The organism is Pseudomonas sp. R3-18-08 (assembly GCF_003852065.1).
Classification (GTDB): Bacteria; Pseudomonadota; Gammaproteobacteria; order Pseudomonadales; family Pseudomonadaceae; genus Aquipseudomonas.
Window position 1 is genome coordinate 3,201,747 of sequence record NZ_CP027729.1, and the last position, 20,817, is coordinate 3,222,563.

A 20,817-nucleotide genomic window follows, 5' to 3' on the forward strand; every position below is an offset into this window, starting at 1 on the left:
TGGCCGGTCAGAGTTCGCGCGAAATCAGGCGTTGCGCCAGGCTGGTTCGATTGATCGCCAACTCGCTGCTGACGTCCGGCCCGCGATAGACCATGGACGTTTCATGGCGCACATAATCGCCCGAACGCGCCGCGCTCAGCCAATTGAACGAGCCCACGCACAACAGCGCTTCATCGGCCATCACCAGCTTGCTGTGCACCTTGTTGACCACACGCACCTGCACGGCGTGGTTCTTCAAAGTGGCCAGCGCATCCTTGAATTCGGCGACTTTGCCGGGGTCACCGTCGGACTTGCTGCGACCGATGCCAGTGTTGAAGTGCAAATCGGTATACACCGTGACCGGCACCCCGCGCTGCACGGTGCCGCACATGGCCTCAAGGGCGCCGCTTTCGCGCATCCCCCTCAGGCGCACCCAGGGCGTCACGATCTGCACCTGCTGCTGCGCCGTCTCCAGGGTCTGCAACAGGAACTGATCATGTTCGGCAAACTCATGCAGGTGGCTCAACCCGGTGCGCGCCGTCAGCAAATCCGCCCGAGGTTGGAAGTCAAACGTGAGCGCATTGTCCGCGCTGTTCAACAAGTACTGCGCCAGCCTGCCACGCGGCTTGCTGGCGGGGATCTGGCTGAACAGGTCCATATCGCCGAACACCAGAAAACTGTCTTTGGCGCGGGAAACCGCCACGTTCAACATGCTGTCCCTACGGTCGATAAACGCACCGTCGGCATGCTTGGAATACACCGCAGAAAAAATCACCACCGGTCGTTCGGCGCCCTGGAAAGAGTGCACGGTGCCAACGGTCATTTCACCGTCGCCTTTGCCGGTACGGATACCCAGGGCGGTGCATGCCTCGGTAATGGCCTGGGTCTGCGCGCCAAAGGGGGTGATCACCCCGAGGATTTCCCAGAGCTCCTTGTCATAGCGCTGGGTCAGCTGCTGTTCATTGGCCTTGATCCAGGCAGCGATGGTCTGAGCTTCGAGCAGGTTATGGCGGCTGCCGCCCTGCTTCTGCTGGCCCAATCCGTCGATATGCAGGTAACCCAGGCCCGGCAGGCCACCCTGCGGTTTGGCGCCGCGTCGCGGTTGCAGCTTGCCTTTGTAGCAGAGCGCATTGCAGTAATCGATGATCGAGTCATAGCAACGGCGGTGTTCATACAGATAAAGGCCGCGGGCCAGGTCGCGGTCGTAGTGGTAGCGGCTGGTGGACTGCGCAATCGCCATGACGCTGCCACTGGCGGCACTGCGCCCGCTCTCACAGAAGGCTTCATACTCATCGTCCACACGGCTGCGTGACAGCAGGCCGGCAGCGAGCAGGTTGCCGATATCCACCGACGGCGGCACCGACCAAATGGGTTCGATTTGTTGCGTGTCGCCAATCACCAACGCTTGCCGCGCCAGGGCGAACGACGGCGCCGCCACTTCAGGCAGCACCTGGCCCGCCTCGTCTACGATCAGCAGGTCGATGAAATTCAACGCGTAATCGGCGACATAACCATTGCCGTCATGGCGACTGCACGACAGCTCGGCCGGCAAGCGGTAGAACGTCGCCACCACGCAAGGCGTGAGCTTCATCCAGCGGCGCCAGTTTTTTTCCAGGGTCTTGCGGCCGTTTTTTTTGCGGCTTTTAAGGATCAGTGGCAGCTCATCGGCGACTTCCAACAGCCAGCGGCCCTCCCAATAATGCGTGGTCAGCAGGAACGTCTCGAAGCGCAGCGAGGTGTCAGCCCAACGGTCGCAGTCCTCCAGCGTCACCTCGGCGGCGGGCTTGCCGACGGCATTGGGTAACCGACCAATCACCGCCTGCCAGTTCAACAGCTCACGTTGCTCATTGCGCCGCAAGTGCTCCACACGCTCACGCTGGGTTTCAAGGATTTTCAGGCTTTGAGCGGTGTGCGCCACGGCGGCCGTCAGCAGGCGCTCTATCTCATGCACATCGTTGGCGCTCTGCAGCTGTGCATCAGTTTCATCGATGTGCAGTTTGGCCAAGCGCAGGCGCTTGGCGGCAATCGGGCCGAACCAGCCGAACAGCGTGTAAATCAATGACTCATGGGCCAGGTAGTGCTTGAAATCTTTCAGGCGTGCCTTGGCGTTTGCCAACTGATCGGACTGCGCCCGACATTGCCCTTCAAGCGCCGCAATTGCCGTGTATGGATTATCGCCGAGCAAGGCCTTCATCGCGTCGCGCGCGGCGTTCAATCTTGCCCAGCCCTTCTCGATATCGCCCAGTTGCTGCTGGCGCAGTTGAATCAGAGCCTGCAGCTTGTCGACGGTGCCCTTGAGCGTGGGCTGCGACGGCCCGGGAAAGGCGATGGCGGCATGCTCCAGATAAGCCTGCTGCGCTTTATCCAGATAGGCCTGCGTCTCCAGCTCCAGGTAAAAGCTTTTGGTCTGATAGGTGCGGGCCATCTCCGCTTCCGCAGCGGCCTTTGGAAAGTAAGCGCCAAAGCTGTTGATATCCGGAAGCCAGCGCCCAGCAAAGGGGCCGGTGCCTGCCGAGAAGTCCTTGCCAAATGCCTTGATGATGTTGGTGACCGCCTGATTGTTCGTAGAACTGGCGACAATTACCGGCGGCTCGCCGCCCTCGGCAGCGGCCTTGGCCCAAAGCGAGGCGACGACCGACAAGAGCAACGTGGTCTTACCGGTACCCGGCGGCCCGTTGACCGCCAGGATATCCCCGGCGTTACCCGCCAGCAGGTGCGCGAGGCTGTCGCGTTGGGCAGGCGCCAGCGCGTATTCGTCGCCGGCATGCCCTCCTCGCCCGGCGAACAGGCTGTTGGCGGCCAGGCACGGCTCATCGGGCATGCGCTCGCGTTGTGCGAACCGCTCGAACAACGGCGCATCCGGTTTGCCAAGGCGCAAATGATCGTACAGCGCCACGATATTGCGGCTGAAACCTTCGGCTTTCTGTTCCTTGAACACATAGCAATAGTTGACCGGATCAAAACCGTCGTCCACGCCGTTCCAGGCGTTGCAGACCGTCTGGAACATCGTCTTGCAATAGCGCAGGTAGGTGATCCACTGCTCGCGGTAGTGCTCCGGCTGCACCTCTGTGCCGGCGGGTGGCGGCTCGAACTGCGGCGCATCTTGTGCGGTTAGAAACGTATCCAGGTCATGCTGGGCGCCGATGGTGAAGTTGTCACGATCCAACGGCTCCAGAATATCGCGCGGCACCAGCGTAGGCCCGGTCGGATAGATCAGCCCGTCGCGGGTGACCGACACACGGCAAATGATCGGCGTGATGAACGCCGGCAGCCCGTTGCGCGCCTGGCGGTGCTCCTGGCGTGAGGCGTACACGAACGGGCGTAGCGTGACCTCCACCTGGAGCAGTTGTGCCGGTTCGTCGGCGAATAGGCTCTCCACTTGCTCAACCGGCAAACAACCGGCGGCTAATGCAGCCAGGGGCACGGCAGCGTAGGTTTTGACGTGGTTCGGGGATAACGCACCATTGCCGTTTTCCGCGTCGGCCAGCGAGGTGCGCCAGTAGTTGGCGAGTTTCAGAGAATAATCGTTCATCGTCCTGATTCAATGCAGACCGTGACTCACTGTTACGGTCGGTGGGTGGGGATGTGGACCGAGGGTAACGGTTCAGGGAGCAGGTGGGCAATCACCTGGGTTTAAAAGCAAACGGCGCAGGCTTTGATGAATTGCTGTTTGAATACAGGCTCTGGCTGCTATGTTTCACGCCTAACACGCAAAAGGACAGCTCATGGAACCGTTAGCGATAAATGCGACGCTGGTGATCATCGACATGCAAAAAGGCATGGGCGACCCTACTCTTGGTCGACGCAACAACCCAGACGCCGAACTGCGCGTCCAGCAGCTTCTTACCGCGTGGCGACAGGCGCAACGTCCAATTATTCATATGCGGCATATCTCTCGTTCCCCTGGCTCGGTGTTCTGGCCTGGTCAACCCGGCTGCGAATTCCAGGACGCGCTGCAGCCCCTCGCCCATGAACAAGTGATGGAAAAAAACGTCCCGGATGCGTTCACCGCTACGGGGCTTGAGCGCTGGCTGCATACGCGCTCGATCAGGCAAGTGGTGATCGTTGGCGTCATTACCAACAACTCCGTCGAGGCAACGGCCCGCTCGGCTGGCAATCTGGGCTTTGACGTGATCGTGGTCGCGGACGCCTGCTTCACCTTCGACCAGACTGATCTGTCGGGCCGGCTATGGCCTGCGGAAGACGTGCATGCGCTGTCGTTGAGTAACCTGGCGATGGACTATGCCAGGGTAGTTGAGACCCAAGCACTGCTGGGCTGAGCGCTTGTTCGGACGCGCATTTGATTGATTCCTTTCCGATCACAACGGTCACTGTGGCGAGGGAGCTTGCTCCCGCTGGACTGCGCAGCAGGCCCATTCTTTTAAAGCGAAGAGCTGGGCCGCTTCGCGCCCCAGCGGGAGCAAGCTCCCTCGCCACAGGTTATGGGTTTATTGCCGCTGCGAGGCCATCCAGTCAAGGAATGCATCAAGACGCAGCAGGAACGCTTCACCCTCGGCGCTTGGGTTTCTGGCCTCAAACAGGAAGTAGGCGATTTGGGTAATCATGGTCGGATAACGCTGCCGGAACAGTGCTACATGCTCCTCCAGTGTCTGCGGCCACATCGTGGCTTCTGCTGACCGCAGCGTATGCGTGGAGCGGATCAACTTGCTCGCAGCTTCGCCCTGCAAACACAGGCGCTGCGAGGTGTTCTCGGCTTGCGCAATGTCTGTTCGATAGTGGTTCAGCACATCCATCAGTAAAGGCTCGAAGTTAGACTGCGCAGGCGCGGCGCCCACAGGTGGTTCAGCACTCATAAACTATGCACCTCGATCACCAGGCCTTCCTCTTCGCTCGGCACACGAAAGTGGCGGGTAATCAGGTCGAATTCGGCATCGGTGGCGGCGAAATCATGCTCGCCGCTGGCGTTGCGTGCGTGCAGTCGAGTCCGGCAGGTGGCGTCATCCAGCTCCAGGTAATGCAGGCAATGCGGTGCCTGGGCGGCCTGCGCCAGGGTGAGCAGCCATTCGCGATTGGCCAGGGTGTTGGCCGGAAAATCCAGCACCACATTGACGCCCGACTTCAGCAGATCGATCACCAGCGGCTCCACGACACCGCGGATCTGCCGGGCACAGGCCAGGTAATCGGCGATGGTCTTGATCTGACCGGGATACAGCGTGGCGAGCCAATGGTCTTCGCTGAGCAAGATGGCAGCGTGATCGCTGGCAAGACTGCTGGCGAGCGTAGACTTGCCGGACGCAATCTTGCCGCAGAGCAGATGCAGGGTAGCCATGGGACGGTTCCTTTGTGGGGCCGCAAAGCATGCCATGTTTCAGGCGGATCGGTGCTGCCAATACGTATAGAACGCCAGGGCGGCGATGTTCTTGTCCTTGGCTTCGAGCATGATGTCGAAGCGATCCAGAAACTGCAGGGCATAGTCGTTGGTCCAGCGGTTCCACATCTGCGCGCTGTGGGCGTAGAGGTCGCGCTTGGACACCACCTTCAGCAAGGCCGCCATTTCCAGTTTGTGCTCGGCGTCAAAACCCAGTGCCTGCAGGCTTTCCGGGGGCTGGGAGTAATGCATCGTGGGCCGCACGCCGCGCCAGCTGTCGATGACTTGGGCGACGCGCGGGGAATCGGGGTCGATGTAGTGGTCTTCGTTGATCCAGCAATGGTGAATGTCCAGTACCACCGGCGCCAGGTCGGCGACTTGCAGGCAATGGTCCAGGCCGTAGGTTTTCTCGTCATTCTCGAAGGTGATGCAGTTGCGCGCCACTTCGGACAGGCGCGGCCACACCGCCCGCGTGCCCTCGACACCCAGGCGCCCGGCGATATGCACGTTGCACTTGAGGTCCTGGAAGCGCCGGCCGTAACCCATCATGCGGATCATGTCGGCGTGGTATTCGAATTCGGCCAGGCTGTTCTCCACCACGCCGGGGTTTTCCGAGGCCAGCACACAGTACTGGCCGGGATGAAACGACAGGCGGATATTCGACGCCCGCGCCAGCTCGCCGATGGCGGCAAACCCTTCCTGCAATTGGCGCTGGATCGCCGGGTCCTGATACACAGCGGCAACGTCGGGGTGGCTGTAGAACGGCAACAGGTCACTGCTCAGGCGCAGCATGCGCAGGGTCGGCGGCAACTCGGCGACGTACGCCAGCAGGCGCAATTGGGCGGCGAGGTTGTGGGTGACTACCTCGACCAGTTTATCCCGCGCCACCTTGGGCTCGACGCTGTTCATCCAGCGCAACGTGGTGGTACGCGGGTTGAACGGGCCTTCGATCAGCTTCAAGGCACTGGCCGAAGGCAGTCGTTCGGGATGCTTGTACTGGCATGCAAAGCCGATGCGCGGGTGGGTCATGGGAACGCCTGTAATAAGCAATGAAGGTTAGAGGCTTAGGTGAATCCGGCGGCCAAGGGTTCGAAAAACATCCGGACACGAACCTTCGGTGAACTTTCTCACAAACAGCGCGTTCCTTTCCTATGCAAAGCCTATGTGCAAAACCTATGCAAAGTCATCGCACGCCTAGCCAGGCGTGCCGAACGATAAGGAGCTGCATCCCCCATGACTACCCTTCCCGCCTACCGCTGCACGCCAGGCCCGCTGCATGCGACCTTGCTCGCCGGCAGCGTGCCGCTGTTCCTCGGCGCCACGCTCAGTGACATTGCCTACGGCCAGACCTACCAGATTCAGTGGGCCAATTTCGCCTCCTGGCTGATCGCCGGTGCGTTGGTGTTCAGTGGGTTTGCCCTGTTATTCGCCCTGGTCAATCTGCTGCGCGCCGAACGCAAGGCCGGGCGCCCTGCCGCTTACTTTCTGGTGTTGTTGGCCGCTTGGATGTTGGGGCTGATCAACGCCTTCCAGCATGCCAAGGATGCCTACGCCATGATGCCGACCGGCCTGGTGCTGTCAGTGATCGTCACGCTGCTGGCGATGGTGGCGACGTGGATCGGCCTGACTAACCTGCGTTCGGGAGCTGCCCAATGAAAACCACCCACACCTTGACCCTGTTAAGCGCAGCGTTGCTGCTGGCCGCGTGCGGCGGCGAAGGCGACAAGACTCAGGTCCACGGCCCCGACCCCAAGTTACCGGCCCAACAAAGCAGCCTGCTGCCGAGCATGAAGATCGCCGAGCCCGTCGCCTGGGGCGACCAGAAACCCAAGGTACCCGAGGGCTACAGCATCACGGCGATCGCCACCGACCTCGCCATCCCGCGCCAGACCCTGGTCCTGCCCAACGGCGATATCCTCGTCGCCGAAGGCCGTGGCGGCAGCGCGGCCAAGCTCAAGCCCAAGGACGTGATCGCCAGCCTGATCAAGGCCGAGGGCAATACCAAGGTCAAGAGCGGCAACCGCATCACGCTGTTGCGCGATGCCGATGGTGACGGCACTTATGAACTCAAGACCGTGTTCGCCGACAACCTCAACGCGCCCTATGGCCTGGCTTACGCCGATGGGAAAGTCTACGTGGCCAACCAGGACGCGCTGGTGCGCTTCGACTATGCCGACGGCCAGACCAAAGCCAGCGGCGCCCCGACCAAGGTCACCGACCTGCCGGCGCAGATCAATCACCACTGGACCAAATCCCTGGCGGTGAGCGAGGACGGGCGCCAGCTCTATGTCGGGATCGGCTCCAACAGCAACATCACCGAGCGCGGCATGGAAGTGGAAATCGACCGGGCGATGGTCTGGCAGATCGATGCCGCGACCGGTGCGCACAAGCCCTACGCCACCGGCCTGCGCAACCCCACGGCGCTGACTATCCAACCGGGTTCGGGGCAGTTGTGGACGGTGGTCAACGAGCGTGATGAACTGGGCCCGGACCTGGTGCCGGATTACCTCAGCTCGGTGCGTGAAGGCGCCTTCTACGGCTGGCCTTATAGCTACTGGGGCCAGAACGTCGACCCGCGTGCGCAACCGCAGAACCCGGCCAAAGTGGCTGCGGCGATCAAGCCGGATTACAGCCTGGGCTCGCACGTTGCGGCACTCGGTGTGGATTTCTCCATCCCGGCCATGGGCGAAAAATTCGCCGACGGCGTGTTCGTTGGCGAACACGGCAGTTGGAACCGCGATAATCCGGTGGGCTACAAGGTGATCTTCGTACCGTTCAGCAACGGCAAACCGGCTGGCGAGCCTGTGGACTTCGCCACCGGTTTTCGCGGAGAGGATGGCAAGACCCGTGGTCGCCCGGTCGGTGTGACGGTGGACCCGAAAGGTGCGCTGATCATTGCCGATGACTTGGCCAACACGGTATGGCGGGTAACGCGTAATCGATAAACCGACACGGCCGGAGCGGCTTGCCCGCTCCGGCACCCTCACTCAGAGGTCGGTGATTTCCTTATGGCGCGGCACCAGCGTCTTCATCACGCTCCACGCCACCAGGTACGCCAGGGCACAGATCGCAAACATGATCATGTAGCCGGTGTGGATGTCGTTGATGGACTTGTAGTAATCGAACACCCAGCCGCCGATCTTGGTCATCACCACCCCGCCCAGGCCCCCGGCCATGCCGCCGATACCGACCACCGAAGCGACGGTTTTCTGCGGGAACATGTCGGAGACCGTGGTGAAGATATTGCACGACCACGCCTGGTGTGCCGAGGCGCCCACGCCGATCAGCAATACCGGGACCCAAAAGCTGATGTAGCCCAACGGCTGCGCGAGCAGCACCACCAGCGGGAACAGCGCGATCACCAGCATGGCTTTCATGCGGCCATCGTAGGGCGCGTCGCCCCGTGCCATGAAGTAACTGGGAAACCAGCCACCCCCGATACTGCCGACCATGGTCATGCTGTACAGCACGGCCAGCGGCATCACGATATCAGCGCCCTTCATGCCGTATTGCGCCGACAGGTAAGTCGGCAGCCAGAACAGGAAGAACCACCAGACGCCGTCCGTCATGAACTTGCCGAAAGCGAAGGCCCAGGTCTGGCGATAAGTCAGCAACTTGAACCACGAGACTTTCTTCGGCGTTGCGCCCGCAGCCAGTGGCGTGAAGGGTTGTACGGTCTGGTCGCTGCGGATGTAGGCCAGTTCTTCGGCCGACAGACGTTTTTGCTGCTCAGGTTTTTCGTACACGGCGGCCCACACGGCCACCCACACGAAGCCCAGCATGCCGATGACCATGAAAGCCGCTTCCCAGCCCCACATCCCGGCGATCAATGGCACACAGATGGGCGCCAATATCGCGCCTACGTTGGCGCCCGAATTGAAGATCCCGGTGGCGAAGGAACGCTCTTTCTTGGGGAAGTACTCGGCCGTGGCCTTGATCGCGATGGGAAAGTTGCCCGCCTCGCCAATCGCCAGCACCGCGCGTGACAGCATGAAACCGGCAATCGACACCGGAATCACCGCCAGCCCGACGGCAGTGCTGAGCGCCGCAAGGCCCTCGCCCATCTGCACCGAGAAGGCATGCATGATCGCGCCGGTGGACCAGATGCCAATCGCCACGACGTAGGCGGCCTTGGTGCCGATCTTGTCGACAAACCGCCCGGCAAACAGCATGGAAATCGCATAGACGAACTGGAACACCGCCGCGATGTTGGCGTAATCGGTGTTGCTCCAGCCAAATTGCGTGGACAACTGCGGCGCCAGCAGGCTGAGCACCTGGCGGTCGAGGTAGTTGACGGTAGTGGCGAAAAACAGCATCGCGCAGATCGTCCAGCGATAGCTGCCGACCGCCTGGCCGACACGATGGGCACTGATGGGCTCGTTCAGATTCATGGCATCACTTTTTATTTTTGTTAGGTAGGACATATGTAACGTCATATGTCGTCGTACAACTGTGGCTTTTATATCGGGCTGCCTGGGCAGTGTCAATCTGAAAGATTGCTATGAACGAGGATTTACAGGGGTGTGAAAACTGTCAGGCTGATGCGGTTGTAGGATGACAAACGCGCATTACCCGGCTGGGTGCTTGGCCGGGCACATCATCGAGCAGGCCGAATGGCTGCATGCCGATCTTCTCCAACACGCGGATCGACGCGGCATGCTCCGGTCGTACCAACCCGAAAACCTCCGGCAAGCCCAATGTTTCGAATGCCAGCACCAAGGCATCGCGCCCCACCTCGGTGGCATAGCCCTGCCCCCAGGCTTCGACGGCGAAGCGATAGCCGAGGTTGATGCGCGGCACTGTCAGGTAGTTGAGCGGCGCAATGCCGCCAAAGCCGATGACGTGTTCGGGGGCCTCACGCCGCGCAATCGCCCACCAGCCGTAGCCCAGGGCAGACCATTGGTCGAGCCAGCGCTCCAGCAGGCGCTGCGCATCATCAACACTGGCCATGGGGCCGGCAGGGTTGAACAGGTTGGTCTGGGGGTCGCTGTAGATGGCGAATAATCGCCGCACGTCAGCAGGCTGTGGTTGGCGGTAGATGAGGCGTGAATGGATGTTTGGCATACAGATGGCGTCCCTAATGGCGGCATAACGCTGCGAGCCCAGTTTAACCAACAGATAGTGCGCTGAAATGCCAACAATGTGGGAGGGGGCTTGCCCTAATGCCAGTCAGTTAAGGTTTTTTGTAGGAGCGAGGCGGGCGGCTAGCCCTTGCTCGCGAAGAACTCAGGGCCTCCGCGTTTATTCAGAATGAACGCGTTGCCTGGGCGTTTTTCGCGAGCAAGCTCGCTCCTACAGTGGACCACTTTCGCTTAACTGACTGGCATTAGGGCTTGCCCCCGATAGCCATAGGTATCTACACAACTTTGTAGCAGCCTACGCTAACCACGATGCGAAGCGAGTCGCTCTTGATCTTGCTTTTGATCTAGGCGCCCCGTTAAACCACGCTGGCCGGAATTCGACAGTGATTTGGGGGGTAAACCGGCAGGGATGCCGGTTTAGCCGCCCCGCGCCATGGATGGCGCGTGGCGGCGGCCCCCCAAATCAATGTCGGATTGCGGGCACACCGAGCCTAGGCGAGGTGCCGAGTGGTGGGGCAAGAGCGTTTTGCTTACTTTTGCGCTTTTCAAAAGTGAGACGCCGTAAGGGCCAGCCCTTTCAAGGTCTTTTGATTTTAGCGGCTTTGAGCACCCGATCCGTCGACACATGGGCATTCGCGGCTTTGCCTTCCAGCCATTCCTTGGGTTTAGGCACCTTCGGCCCCCGTTTGCTCTTGACGACCGCTTTGGGCTGGATATTTCGAGCAAGGGCAAGCAGGTATTGAGCCAGCCCCGCTGCGGGGATAGGGATGGATAAATATTCTGGCAAGGCTATTTGCATCCCCTCGTAACCGCTGCGTACCTGCACCGTCAGGTGAAAAATCGATGCTTCCCAGTCGTCGGGCAGAGTTTGGCGATGAGCTTGTTCGACGCTGCGTTTGAGCACGGCCAGAACGTTGTAAGCCAACACGGCCGATGCAAATCCCAACAGGGCTGCCTTAGGATTGCCCAAGGTTTCGATTTCACTGTCCAACACCGCTTCCAGGCGCTGGAACATCCCTTCGATGCTCCAGCGACGGCGGTACAAATCGGCGATTTGCTCAGCACTGATAGAGTCGGGCAAGTTGCTCCAGAACAGCAGCGTAGCGTCGCCGGATTCGGTGGGGTTTTGCAGGTTCAGTTCGACTCGCCGCCACTGTCGTCCACCTTTTACTTCGATGATTTGCTCGCGCACGCTGCCTGCCGCGACCGCAACAGGCAGCTGCCAGTCGCTTTCCTTAAGCAGGCGTGGATGTTTGCTCTGTTCGCGAATGATGAACGAGGCCCCGGTATCTTCGCAGGCCTGCATGACCGGGAGCGTGCAGTAGAGTCGATCAGCCATCCACAGTTGCCCCGCGCTGGCCTTTTCCAGCAACGGCAGCACGCTGACGCGTTCGCTGGCATAGGCATCTTCACAAGGCTGAAGATCAACGACCTGGTCCAGATCGGGGTCGTAAACCACAACGGAAAAACCAGGCCGGGCGGCGCCTCGTTCACGGCGCAAAGCGCCCAGACGCTTTTCGCTGGAAGGCAGGTGGTTACCGTCAACGACCCGTAGTTGCCAACCAGGCAAAATGGCTGTGTGCCCCAGTTCTTTTATCGTCGGTGCCAAACGCTCTGCGCTACCGGTGACCAGGGCGCGCAGTAGCGCAGGCTCTGTACGACTGACCTTGTCATACAGCGCCGCCAAGCTGACAGGAAGATCTTCCATCTGTCGCGCGGCGGCATGCAGCGAAGGTCGCAAACCCAATGAAACAAGGGACATCAGTTCAACGATGGTTGAAAACAAAAGCTCTCGTGGGTACTGCCGCTGACGGTGCTCTTCGAACACCTGGTCGACCCATTCAGCAGGAACAGCCTGCTCCAATATCACTCTGGTCATGACACTGGCCGGTGCTTTTTCTCAAACCGCGCTAGAACCTCTGCCCACATCGCTTTCGTCACCCTGATCGGAGTTTTGCGGGATTTTATCAAAGACCTTGAAAGGGCTGGCCGTAAGGGCGGAACCCTAAGCCGCCGTTACCGCAGCAACGGATATGTACTCGCCTTGATCCAACATCCTGGTCGGCTGTCAGGCCGCCATCGGGGGCAAGTCGAATAGTCGCACCGCCCCTCCCACATTTGGATCGCGCGGCATCAGTCAGATAGCTATAGGCCGCCAGGTCGCCACGGGAGCAAGCTCCCTCGCCACAGGTTCAAGGCTACGCCAGAGCTGTGTAGATACCTATGCCCGATAGCGGTGGGCCAGTCAGCAAATTCGCAGCTGAACCACCGCTATCGGGAGCAAGCCCCCTCCCACAGACCTCACACCAACGATATTTCCGCTAATGCGAGAAAAAATGCCCCAATGGGTGAATTATTTAGTGTCCGCTTGTATCTGAAGTGACAGAGCGGTGCCATCGCTGCGATGGCACCTCCTGTTCAGCTTCTAGAGTGGCCCGCATGAAATTACGTAAGAAACGCGTCAAACCCATCGGTTTGAACGACATCACCATTGTCGACGACAACAAGATGCGCAAGGCGATCACCGCCGCCGCACTGGGCAACGCCATGGAATGGTTCGACTTTGGCGTCTATGGGTTTGTCGCTTATGTGCTGGGCAAGGTGTTCTTCCCTGACGCGTCCCCCAGCGTACAAATGATCGCGGCGCTGGCCACCTTCTCGGTGCCCTTCCTGATTCGTCCACTGGGCGGTCTGTTCTTCGGCGCCCTGGGTGACAAGTACGGACGACAGAAAGTCCTCGCCGCCACCATCGTGATCATGTCCCTGAGCACCTTCGCCATCGGCCTGATTCCGGGGTACGCGTCCATTGGCATCTGGGCACCGATCCTGTTGCTGTTGTGCAAAATGGCCCAGGGTTTCTCGGTGGGCGGCGAGTACACCGGCGCGTCGATTTTCGTCGCCGAATACGCCCCGGACCGCAAGCGCGGGTTCCTCGGCAGTTGGTTGGACTTCGGCTCGATTGCCGGCTTCGTGCTGGGCGCCGGCGTGGTGGTATTGATTTCCACCGTGCTCGGCGAGGCGGATTTCGAGGCCTGGGGCTGGCGCTTGCCGTTTTTCCTGGCCCTGCCCCTGGGCATCATCGGCCTGTACCTGCGCCACGCGCTGGAAGAGACTCCGGCGTTCCAGCAACACGTCGAAAAACTCGAACAGGGTGACCGCGAAGGCCTCAGCCATGGCCCCAAGGTGTCCTTCAAAGAGATCGCCACCAAGCATTGGCGGAGCCTGCTGACCTGCATTGGTATCGTCGCGGCCACCAACGTGACCTACTACATGCTGCTCACCTACATGCCCAGCTACCTGTCGCACAACCTGCATTACGCCGAAAACAGCGGTGTGCTGATCATCATCGCGATCATGGTCGGCATGCTGTTCGTGCAGCCGTTCATTGGCTTCGTCAGCGACAAGATCGGCCGCAAGCCCTTCATCATTGCCGGCAGCATCGGCTTGCTGTTCCTGTCGATCCCGGCGTTCATGCTGATTACCAGCGGCAAGACCGGGCTGATCTTCAGCGGCCTGCTGATTCTGGCAATTGTGCTTAACTTCTTTATCGGCGTGATGGCATCAACGCTGCCGGCGATGTTCCCCACTCACCTGCGCTACAGCGCCCTGGCCAGTGCCTTCAACGTCTCGGTATTGATCGCCGGTATCACGCCAACAGCAGTGGCCTGGCTGGTAGAAAGCACCAATGACCTGTACATGCCGGCTTACTACCTGATGGTGTTCGCCGTGGTCGGTCTGGTCACGGGCCTGACCATGAAGGAAACTGCCAATAAACCACTGCGAGGGGCGGCCCCGGCGGCCTCCGACATGGAAGAAGCCAAGGAACTGTTGCAGGAGCACCATGACAATATCGAGCAGAAGATCGAAGACATCGATGCTGAGATTGCGGCGCTCCAAGCCAAGCGCGAAAACCTGGTGCAACAGCATCCACGGATCAATTAGAACCTGGCTGTGCGTGGTCGCTGCTTGCGGCCACGCCATTGGAGCGTTCACATGATTCCAAGCGTCACCTCTGCCCAATCGCTGCTGAGCGCCGACGAACGCGCGGCCATCGCAGAAATCGAAGCGACCACCAACATCCTTAAACTGGTTACCCGCCTGACCGGCATGCGCTTCGCCGGCATCGCCAAATTCACCGACCTGGAGTGGGTGGTCTGCTCGGCCTACGACCCCATGCAGATGGGCATCCATGTCGACGACGTGCTCGACCTGGAAACCACCCTGTGCAGTGAGTTTTGCGTCGATCCCCAAGCCTTGTTCGTCCCGCAGATCAGCCTCGACGGCCGCTTTGCCGCACGCCCGGTGGTCAAGCAATACGCCATCGAGAGCTATGCCGGCGCGCCGATCTTCCTGCCCGACGGGCGCCTGTTCGGCGCACTGTGCGCGCTGGATTCGCGCGCCATGCTGTTCGACGACCCCAACCTGCCGGAAACCCTGAGCCTGTTCGCACGACTGATCGGGTGCATCTTCTACGCTAACTTGACTCCGTCAGATCAGTAACACCTGCCCTGCCCCGCAGCGCGGCCATGTCGCGCTTGGGCGGTACGCCGAACAGGCGGCTGTACTCACGGCTGAACTGCGACGGGCTTTCATAACCGACTTTGAACGCGGCACTGGACACGTCCTGGTGCTCGTTCAACATCAAGCGCCTGGCCTCGTTCAAGCGCAGCCATTTCTGATACTGCAACGGACTCATCGAGGTCAGTTGGCGGAAGTGATGGTGAAAGGTTGCCGCGCTCATTTGCACGCGTGCGGCCAACTCTTCCACGCGCAGAGCGCTGTCGAAATTCAATTTCAGCCAATCGATGGCCTTGGCGATCCGATACCCCTGCCCGTCCACTGAACAGATCTGGCGCAGTCGGCCGGCCTGGTCGCTCTTCAATAACCGGTAGTGAATCTCGCGCTGGATCAACGGCGCCAGCACCGGGATTGCGTCAGGTTCATCCAGCAATGCCACCAGGCGCGCGAATGCTGCCAGCATGCCATCCGTCACCCGGCCGATGCCAACCCCCTTCATCATCGCGCGCTCACGGGTTGGCGGCAGGCCGCCCTGGGCGATCAGCTCGGCCAGCATGCGCAGGTCCAGCTTGAACATCAGCCCCAGGCACGGTTGCTCGGGGCTGGCGACCAGCACTTCGGAGTTGGCCGGAATATCCAGCGAGGTCACCAGAAATCGCGAGGTGTCGTAGGGATAGCCCTCACCGCCGACCCACAACCGCTTCTCGCCCTGTACCACCAGCACGATGCTCGGTTCGACCATACACACCACCGGCGCGGCCGGCTGTTCACGCCGATAGAACCCCAGGCCCGGGATCGGCATGGGGAAGTCGCCGGGCGCCGGGACGCGCGAGCCGATGGCCTGGATCAGCGCGTCCAGCGGCGATTGATGGATCGTCATAGGGCCCTTCCACTGCTTCACTGAATGTCTTGGCAGGACTTTACCCGCGCCAGCCCCAGGCGTCGCCGCCAAACCGTGAAACTCAGAGAATTGGGCAAGTAATCCACTCAAATGCACTACAGAAGCCCGGCCGCCATTGGGAAAATGCTCGGACACTTCGCAAGGAACATCCCCTATGAAACGCCTCTTGCTCGCGCTGGGTTTGCTGGTGACCTCCCTTTCTTCATTAGGAGCCGACATGTCCAACGGTGCTGATAACTTCTACACAAGCGACACGGTGACGGCTGAGAACGTAACCTTCAACAATCAGTACGGCATGCCGGTCGCGGGCACGCTGTTCATGCCGAAAAAGCTGGCCGCAGGTGCCAGGAACGCGGCCATTGTGGTCGGTCACCCCATGGGCGCCGTCAGGCAACAAAGCGCCAACCTCTATGCCACCAAAATGGCCGAACAGGGCTTCGTCACGCTGTCCCTGGATCTGTCGTTCTGGGGCGAAAGCGCCGGCACGCCGCGCAACGCGGTGCTGCCCGACCTCTACACCGAAGACTTCAGCGCCGCCGTGGACTTCCTCGGCACCCGCCCCCAGGTCGATCGTGAACGCATCGGTGCCATCGGCGTGTGTGGCAGCGGCAGTTTCGTGATCAGCGCGGCGAAGATCGATCCGCGCATCAAGGCGATAGCGACCGTCAGCATGTACGACATGGGCGCTGCCAACCGCAACGGCCTCAAGCACGGCGTGACGCTGCAACAGCGCCAGCAGGTGTTGCGCCAGGCAGCCAACCAGCGCTATGTCGAGTTCCAGGGCGGCGAGACCGTCTACACCGGCGGCACGCCCCAGACCCTCACCGGCGACGCGGTGGGCGATGAGTTCTACGATTTCTACCGCACCCCGCGCGGCGAAGTCACCCCGCCAGGCGCTTCCAAGCTGACCACCACCCGGCCGACGTTGACCAGCAACGTGAAGTTCATGAACTTCTATCCGTTCAACGACATCGAGACGATCTCCCCACGCCCGCTGCTGCTGATTGCCGGGGCCGACGCGCACTCCCGTGAATTCAGCGAAGACGCCTTCCAGCGCGCCGCCGAGCCCAAGCAATTGCTGATCATCCCGAACGCGGGGCACGTCGATCTCTACGACCGGGTCAACCTGATCCCGTTCGCCAAACTCACCACCTTCTTCCAGAGCTATTTGAAGTGATGTCTGCTACATCCCAACCCCAACGCTGGGGCGCCGTGCTGGCGATGTCGCTGGCGGCGTTCGCGCTGGTCGCTTCCGAATTCATGCCGGTGAGCCTGCTGACACCCCTGGCCGCCGACCTGCACATCACTGAAGGCCAGGCTGGCCAGGGCATTTCGGTGTCCGGGGTGTTTGCCCTGCTCACCAGCCTGGTGATCGCCGCGATCGCCGCGCGGGTGGATCGCAAGCGCCTGCTGATAGCGCTGACACTGCTGATGATCGTCTCCGGCAGCGTGGTGGCGTTCGCCCCGAACTACCTGGTGTTCATGCTCGGTCGTGCATTGATCGGCGTGGCGATTGGCGGCTTCTGGTCACTGTCGGCGGCCACGGCGATGCGTCTGGTGCCGCAGGCCCAGGTGCCGCGTGCCCTGGCCATCGTCAACGGTGGCAACGCACTGGCGACGGTGATTGCGGCGCCGCTGGGCAGCTTTCTGGGCGGCATCATCGGCTGGCGTGGCGCGTTTTTCTGTGTGGTGCCGGTGGCCGTGATTGCACTGGTGTGGCTGCTGGTGAGCCTGCCTGCGCTGAAGAACAAGGCCGAGGCGAAAGCCGACAATGTCCTGAGCCTGATGAAAAACCCCACCGTAGCCCTGGGGATGGTGGCCGTCAGCGTGTTCTTCATGGGCCAGTTCATGCTGTTCACCTACCTGCGGCCGTTCCTGGAAAGCGTGACCCGGGTTGACGTCTCCACGCTGTCGTTGATGCTGCTGGTGCTCGGCCTGGCGGGCCTGGCCGGGACGTTCCTAATTGAACGCTTCCTGAAGCACCACCTGTACCCGACGCTGATTGCCATCCCGCTGATCATGGCAGGCATCGCCCTTGCACTGGTGGCGTTCGGCAGTTCCACCCTCATGACCAGCGTGTTGCTGGGCAGCTGGGGCTTGGTGGCGACCGCCGCGCCGGTGGGCTGGTGGACGTGGTTATCGAGAACCACACCTGACAACGCCGAGGCCGGCGGTGGCTTGATGGTCGCCATCATTCAATTGGCGATTGCCGCAGGCGCCACGGTCGGCGGCGTGGCGTTCGACCTGAGCGGTTACCAGGCGACCTTCGAACTGAGCGCGGCCTTGCTGGTGGTCGCCACCGTGCTGGCCTACGTGGCGTCACGCCGCCCGCGGCCTGCCCGCGTTATCAGCAGCGCTAGCTGAAAAACTGACTCGGCGTCTTGCCGAACTGTTTCTTGAACATGCTGGTAAAGGCGCTGGGGCTTTCGTAACCCAACTCAAGGGCCACATCGATAATTTTCTCGCCCACCGCGATACGCTCCAGCGCCAACAGCAAACGGGCCTGTTGGCGCCACTGGCCGAAGGTCATGCCGGTTTCGCGGCGGAACAGGCGTTGAATGGTTTTTTGATCCAGGTCCAGGCGCTGGCTCCAATCGGCGACGGTGGACGCATCGCCCGGGTCTTGCTGCAGCGTCAGGCAGATGTGATTGATGCGCGGGTCGGCGGGCTGAGGAAGCGACAACGGCAGCGCGGGCAAGATAGCCAGCTCATCGAGGATCAGGCGCATGATCCTGGCGTCGCGCGAATCCTCGGCAAAGGGCGGTTTCAAGCTGACCGAGACTTTGATCAATTCACTCAGCAGCGGCGAGACCGTCACCGTCTTCGGCTCGGTCGGCAGGTCCGGAAAGCTGTCCGGGCGCACGAATACGCTGCGCATTTTCAAGGTGCCCACGCAACGCAGCGCATGCACCTGGCCACAGGGCATCCAGAACCCGCGATTGGGCGGCACGGTCCACTGGTTCAACGCCGAATACACCACCATCACGCCGCCAATGGCGTAGAGCAGTTGATGCTTGTTGTGGCTGTGCTCGGGAATCACCCAGTTTTCCGGGTAGTCAGTGGCCGAGCTGATGACGGCCCAATCGCCTTCATCGATCTCTTGGAGGAATTTGTCGAGGGATTTGATGATTTCGCCCTTTTTGCGATGAATTACGCCCGAATTGCGCGAGACAGGCATTTGCGTCGACTCTAGCATGGCTCCCGAAATAATTAGAAATGGGCCGCCCGCTCAAGTAGTGTCGGCCCCTGTTCGCTGCCTTGTATGGAATGCCTGCATGTCGACCCTCACCGCGACACCCGCCGCTGCCACCGCGACGCCCCAGGTCAGCCCTTTGGTCATGCGCGTGCTCGGCGCCTGCGCCCTGGCGCATCTGATCAACGACCTGATCCAGGCCGTGCTGCCGTCGATCTACCCAATGCTCAAGGCCAACTACGGCCTGACGTTTACCCAGGTCGGTCTGATCACCCTGACTTTCCAACTCACCGCATCGCTGCTGCAGCCCTGGATCGGCTACCACACCGACCGTCATCCCAAGCCATGGCTGCTGCCGGCGGGCATGGTCTGCACCTTGATCGGTATTCTGATGCTGGCGTTTGTCGGCAGCTTCCCGCTGATTTTGCTGGCGGCGGGGCTGGTGGGTGTCGGCTCGTCGACGTTCCACCCGGAAACGTCCCGCGTGGCACGCCTGGCCTCGGGCGGCCGCTATGGCCTGGCGCAATCGACGTTCCAGGTCGGCGGTAACACCGGCAGCGCCTTCGGCCCACTGCTGGCAGCGGCTATCATCATTCCCTACGGCCAGAGCCATATCGCCTGGTTCGGCCTGTTCGCGGTGTTCGCGATCCTGGTGCTGTACGGCTTGAGCCGCTGGTATCGCCACCACCTCAACCTGTTCAAGCTCAAGCAAGGCAGCAAGCCGACCCACGGTTTGTCCAAAGGCCGGGTGACCTTTGCCCTGGTGGTGCTGGCGCTGCTGGTGTTCTCCAAATATTGGTACATGACCAGCCTGACCAGCTACTTCACGTTCTACCTGATCGAAAAATTCCAGCTGTCGGTCGCCAGCTCCCAGATGTACCTGTTCCTGTTCCTCGGCGCGGTGGCCGTGGGCACCTTCGCCGGCGGGCCGATCGGCGACAAGATCGGGCGCAAGACAGTCATCTGGTTTTCGATTCTCGGCGCCGCCCCGTTCACCCTCGCCCTGCCCTATGTCGACCTGTTCTGGACCGCCGTACTCAGCGTGGTCATTGGTTTCATCATCGCCTCGGCGTTCTCGGCCATCGTGGTGTTCGCCCAGGAACTGGTGCCGGGCAATGTCGGCATGATCGCCGGGATCTTCTTCGGCCTGATGTTCGGCTTCAGCGGGATCGGCGCAGCACTGCTGGGCTTGCTCGCCGATAGCCACGGCATCGAATACGTCTACAAGATCTGCTCGTTCCTGCCGTTGGCGGGCATCCTGACGATATTGTTGCCGTCGACCAAAGGGGTGTGAGGCTGCCGCTGTCCAGGCGGGAGACGCTTAAACAATGTGGGAGGGGGCTTGCTCCCGATAGCGGTATGTCAGTTATAGAGGATGTGACTGAACCACCGCCATCGGGGGCAAGCCCCCTCCCACATTGGTATTTTGTCGTCAGGTGCGTCGCGTGAACCCATTGACGACGATATACAGCAGCGGCCCTATCGACACGAACACCGCCGTCAGCAGGAAATAGGGGATCAACGACGCCACAGAGCGCCCCCGCCCCCGCGCATCCCGGTACATCCACACACACGCCAGTATCGCCATCAGGTACAGGTCAATCACCACCTGCGCCGTATCTGGCCGTGACAACAATTGCTGCCCAAACGCAATGAGCGATTGCTCGGCCGTCAACAGGGTCGCCACGGTATACAGCGAAAACCCGAGCAAACCGGCCAGGGCGATATAGGGTCTGGGCATGTTCTCCTCCTTGGAGTGCAATATGGATCATCAAGCCGCTTACCTTAGCAGCAAGCTGGCACTGGGAAATATCTG

Annotated in this window: 18 protein-coding genes; 8 read left to right on the forward strand and 10 right to left on the reverse strand. The window is 60.9% G+C overall.

What is annotated here, in order from left to right:
* Nucleotides 1-7: 7 nt before the first annotated feature.
* Complete coding sequence (locus C4J92_RS14630) at nucleotides 8-3,511, reverse strand: AAA domain-containing protein (protein ID WP_124404364.1); 3,504 nt, start codon at nucleotides 3,509-3,511, stop codon at nucleotides 8-10.
* A gap of 193 nt (nucleotides 3,512-3,704) precedes the next feature.
* On the opposite strand from C4J92_RS14630, the gene C4J92_RS14635 reads away from it, so the two are divergent.
* Entirely contained in the window at nucleotides 3,705-4,259 is a 555-nt protein-coding gene (locus tag C4J92_RS14635) for a cysteine hydrolase family protein (RefSeq protein ID WP_124404365.1), read from the forward strand.
* Nucleotides 4,260-4,427: 168 nt separating this feature from the next.
* On the opposite strand, the gene C4J92_RS14640 is transcribed toward C4J92_RS14635, so the two are convergent.
* The 3 genes from C4J92_RS14640 to uvsE are packed head-to-tail and all read right to left on the reverse strand — an operon-like array spanning nucleotide 4,428 to nucleotide 6,337.
* The gene (locus C4J92_RS14640; RefSeq protein WP_124404366.1) at nucleotides 4,428-4,793 is read right to left on the reverse strand and encodes a hypothetical protein; all 366 of its coding nucleotides are present in this window, start codon (nucleotides 4,791-4,793) and stop codon (nucleotides 4,428-4,430) included.
* Nucleotides 4,790-5,269, reverse strand: a complete 480-nt coding sequence (locus tag C4J92_RS14645; RefSeq protein ID WP_124404367.1) for an ATP-binding protein — start codon at nucleotides 5,267-5,269, stop codon at nucleotides 4,790-4,792. The genes C4J92_RS14640 and C4J92_RS14645 overlap by 4 nt, the downstream gene beginning before the upstream one ends.
* Nucleotides 5,270-5,308: 39 nt before the next feature.
* The gene (gene uvsE / locus C4J92_RS14650) at nucleotides 5,309-6,337 is read right to left on the reverse strand and encodes a UV DNA damage repair endonuclease UvsE (protein WP_124404368.1); all 1,029 of its coding nucleotides are present in this window, start codon (nucleotides 6,335-6,337) and stop codon (nucleotides 5,309-5,311) included.
* A 204-nt stretch (nucleotides 6,338-6,541) separates the two neighbouring features.
* On the opposite strand from uvsE, the gene C4J92_RS14655 reads away from it, so the two are divergent.
* On the forward strand, nucleotides 6,542-6,964 hold the full coding sequence (locus C4J92_RS14655) for a DUF2231 domain-containing protein (protein WP_124404369.1): 423 nt from the start codon (nucleotides 6,542-6,544) through the stop codon (nucleotides 6,962-6,964).
* The gene (locus C4J92_RS14660; protein ID WP_124404370.1) at nucleotides 6,961-8,253 is read left to right on the forward strand and encodes a sorbosone dehydrogenase family protein; all 1,293 of its coding nucleotides are present in this window, start codon (nucleotides 6,961-6,963) and stop codon (nucleotides 8,251-8,253) included. The genes C4J92_RS14655 and C4J92_RS14660 overlap by 4 nt, the downstream gene beginning before the upstream one ends.
* Before the next feature lie 42 nt (nucleotides 8,254-8,295).
* Here C4J92_RS14660 and C4J92_RS14665 read toward each other — a convergent pair whose 3' ends face one another.
* The 3 genes from C4J92_RS14665 to C4J92_RS14675 all read right to left on the reverse strand — a co-directional run bounded on the left by C4J92_RS14665 (nucleotide 8,296) and on the right by C4J92_RS14675 (nucleotide 12,268).
* On the reverse strand, nucleotides 8,296-9,699 hold the full coding sequence (locus C4J92_RS14665; RefSeq protein ID WP_124404371.1) for an MFS transporter: 1,404 nt from the start codon (nucleotides 9,697-9,699) through the stop codon (nucleotides 8,296-8,298).
* A gap of 142 nt (nucleotides 9,700-9,841) precedes the next feature.
* Nucleotides 9,842-10,372, reverse strand: a complete 531-nt coding sequence (locus tag C4J92_RS14670) for a GNAT family N-acetyltransferase (protein ID WP_124404372.1) — start codon at nucleotides 10,370-10,372, stop codon at nucleotides 9,842-9,844.
* 594 nt (nucleotides 10,373-10,966) lie between these two features.
* Nucleotides 10,967-12,268 (reverse strand): IS4 family transposase, encoded by a 1,302-nt coding sequence (locus C4J92_RS14675; RefSeq protein ID WP_124404373.1) that lies wholly within the window; start codon nucleotides 12,266-12,268, stop codon nucleotides 10,967-10,969.
* 560 nt (nucleotides 12,269-12,828) lie between these two features.
* Here C4J92_RS14675 and proP point away from each other — a divergent pair.
* Together proP and C4J92_RS14685 are read left to right on the forward strand one after the other, a co-directional pair.
* Nucleotides 12,829-14,331, forward strand: a complete 1,503-nt coding sequence (gene proP / locus C4J92_RS14680) for a glycine betaine/L-proline transporter ProP (protein ID WP_124367236.1) — start codon at nucleotides 12,829-12,831, stop codon at nucleotides 14,329-14,331.
* Nucleotides 14,332-14,382: 51 nt separating this feature from the next.
* Nucleotides 14,383-14,889 (forward strand): GAF domain-containing protein, encoded by a 507-nt coding sequence (locus C4J92_RS14685; protein ID WP_124404374.1) that lies wholly within the window; start codon nucleotides 14,383-14,385, stop codon nucleotides 14,887-14,889.
* On the opposite strand, the gene C4J92_RS14690 is transcribed toward C4J92_RS14685, so the two are convergent.
* Nucleotides 14,864-15,787, reverse strand: a complete 924-nt coding sequence (locus C4J92_RS14690) for an AraC family transcriptional regulator (RefSeq protein ID WP_124404375.1) — start codon at nucleotides 15,785-15,787, stop codon at nucleotides 14,864-14,866. The two genes, C4J92_RS14685 and C4J92_RS14690, sit on opposite strands and share 26 nt — an antisense overlap.
* Before the next feature lie 175 nt (nucleotides 15,788-15,962).
* On the opposite strand from C4J92_RS14690, the gene C4J92_RS14695 reads away from it, so the two are divergent.
* Together C4J92_RS14695 and C4J92_RS14700 are read left to right on the forward strand one after the other, a co-directional pair.
* Entirely contained in the window at nucleotides 15,963-16,985 is a 1,023-nt protein-coding gene (locus tag C4J92_RS14695) for an alpha/beta hydrolase (protein ID WP_124404376.1), read from the forward strand.
* Nucleotides 16,985-18,172: an MFS transporter gene (locus C4J92_RS14700; RefSeq protein ID WP_124404377.1), complete on the forward strand. Its 1,188-nt coding sequence runs from the start codon at nucleotides 16,985-16,987 to the stop codon at nucleotides 18,170-18,172. Before C4J92_RS14695 ends, C4J92_RS14700 begins: the two co-directional genes overlap by 1 nt.
* Here C4J92_RS14700 and C4J92_RS14705 read toward each other — a convergent pair.
* Nucleotides 18,165-18,986, reverse strand: a complete 822-nt coding sequence (locus C4J92_RS14705; RefSeq protein WP_124363083.1) for a helix-turn-helix domain-containing protein — start codon at nucleotides 18,984-18,986, stop codon at nucleotides 18,165-18,167. The genes C4J92_RS14700 and C4J92_RS14705 overlap by 8 nt on opposite strands.
* A 97-nt stretch (nucleotides 18,987-19,083) precedes the next feature.
* Here C4J92_RS14705 and C4J92_RS14710 point away from each other — a divergent pair, with 97 nt between their 5' ends.
* Nucleotides 19,084-20,295: an MFS transporter gene (locus C4J92_RS14710; RefSeq protein WP_124404378.1), complete on the forward strand. Its 1,212-nt coding sequence runs from the start codon at nucleotides 19,084-19,086 to the stop codon at nucleotides 20,293-20,295.
* Between the two features lie 138 nt (nucleotides 20,296-20,433).
* Here C4J92_RS14710 and C4J92_RS14715 read toward each other — a convergent pair whose 3' ends face one another.
* Entirely contained in the window at nucleotides 20,434-20,742 is a 309-nt protein-coding gene (locus C4J92_RS14715; RefSeq protein WP_124404379.1) for a DUF2834 domain-containing protein, read from the reverse strand.
* Between the last annotated feature and the right edge of the window lie 75 nt (nucleotides 20,743-20,817).